Source organism: Vibrio sp. Vb0349 (assembly GCF_033338975.1).
The window spans coordinates 1-1,226 of record NZ_JAWOTS010000286.1; the positions used below are offsets into that span (position 1 = coordinate 1).

Genomic DNA, 1,226 nt, shown 5'->3' on the forward strand with positions numbered 1-1,226 from the left:
TGAGTGTGGTTTTTTGAAAGGCACATCAGGCCCGAATAAATACGGTCCTGAGCCACAGTGATTCATGAGTGTGGGAGTCTGCCTAAGGTGTGACTCTCACATCAGTAGAAATCGTTTCTGTTGAAGGCGACTACGTTGTCTGTTTTAACCGACGTCGCTTTTCCTTGTAATGCTTCTCTGAACTTCGTGACTTGTTTTTGTAGTTCATTCATTAGCACGACGTTGGTGTGATGAGGGTTTTTACAGTTGCGAATCACACGATCAATATGGCTTTGCTGAGCCCATAAGCGTGGCTGCATCATTTCTGATGCGCTTTCTATCATTTCTTTTGCCATCTCGTGGCGAAATTGTTCAAAGCCTTCTGGATCGCTTTCGGCCATCTGAACCAGTTCATCAAATGAGGGTAATACTTGCGTTGTGTGAGTATGTAGAGTTCTCATCCCTTTCTCCAAATCCATATGGATACTCGTGTTCAATACTACAAGCGTACACCACAGGAATCAGAGTAAAGGATGAATCATTGGCCTGTCTCATTTATAAGATAGAGCGAAAGGGCCGAAATCTAAGCGCGGATTCGGTAAACGCAGCGACGTTGACCGCTAATGATATGCTCGGTACGTTCGACGGTCGTGTCGTCTCCGAGTAAGGACTGGAACACACTCAGTTCAGATTTGCATAAACTAGGGCAACGCGTGGCGGCTTTACAAATCGGGCAGTGATTCTCGATCAAGATAAAGCCGTGCTCATCTTGTTCAAGCTCTGCCATGTAGCCTTCTTTTTCGCGCAGAAAAACCAAAGTTTCCAGTTTGCTTTCTAAAGACTCACATTGATCGAGGTGCTGGCGATAGTTTTGTAAAGTCAGTTTTTCGCGCTCGGAGGTAACTTTGTCGAGGCCATCTTTACCGAAGATGTGTTCCACGGCTTCGATAAATTGGATGGTGAGTTCGCCATGACGATCGGCGAATTGCTCATGTCCCTTCTGGGTTAAAGACCAGTGGCGAGTAGGGCGTCCGACTTTGACTTTTACATCGTGAATCGACAGGATGCCATCATCTTCTAAACCTTGCAGGTGCTGGCGAGCACCCATGGTTGTCATCCCAAGCTCAGAAGAGAGTTGTTTTGCAGTGACAGACCCGTCACGCTTAACGATTTGCAATATCCTATCTACGGTCTTCATATTCCCGCCATTTGTATTTCCGTACACATTATGCGCGATAGGCTTAGTA

2 protein-coding genes are annotated in these 1,226 nt (G+C 46.2%); both read right to left on the bottom strand.

The genetic code is table 11. The features are described from left to right. Positions 1–101 precede the first annotated feature (101 nt). Complete coding sequence (locus tag R7Q47_RS25250) at positions 102–458, bottom strand: DUF3135 domain-containing protein (RefSeq protein WP_031791322.1); 357 nt, start codon at positions 456–458, stop codon at positions 102–104. A 104-nt stretch (positions 459–562) separates the two neighbouring features. Further along, a complete protein-coding gene (locus R7Q47_RS25255) occupies positions 563–1,177 on the bottom strand; it encodes a helix-turn-helix transcriptional regulator (protein WP_005489474.1) in 615 nt (204 codons plus the stop codon). Positions 1,178–1,226: the final 49 nt, after the last annotated feature.